Source organism: Shewanella sp. AS1, assembly GCF_021412565.1.
Lineage (GTDB): Bacteria > Pseudomonadota > Gammaproteobacteria > Enterobacterales > Shewanellaceae > Shewanella.
In genome coordinates, this window is the sequence record NZ_JAKCLJ010000087.1 from 1 (window position 1) to 288 (window position 288).

1 protein-coding gene is annotated in these 288 nt (G+C 52.4%); it reads right to left on the reverse strand.

Going from position 1 to position 288, the window contains the following annotated elements; translation table 11 throughout:
• Positions 1 to 233, reverse strand: a 233-nt coding sequence (locus LZP69_RS16165) for a hypothetical protein (RefSeq protein WP_234201717.1), incomplete at its 3' end; no start/stop codon positions are given.
• Positions 234 to 288: the final 55 nt, after the last annotated feature.

Consider the following 288-nt stretch of genomic DNA (forward strand, 5'->3'; position numbering starts at 1 on the left):
CCGCCATACGCGGATGTTTGATACTGCAGCAGGCTGGCATCGATGGATTGATTGCTCGCCAGGGCATGCACATAACCCAGACGTAACGACCAGGTATCGGCATCGAGCTTGTAGGTCCAGCTGTTGGTGAGCCAGGGAAAGGCTTCATCGTCATCTACCCATGGCACGTCATCCAGCGAGGGTGGGTGCGGCGGTGTGTTGGTGGAGTTGTAGTCGCCCGTACTAAAAGACAATGTTGTATAAACTGTGTTCTGTCCGAATTTGAAATCGAGATTGCCATAGAGGTTA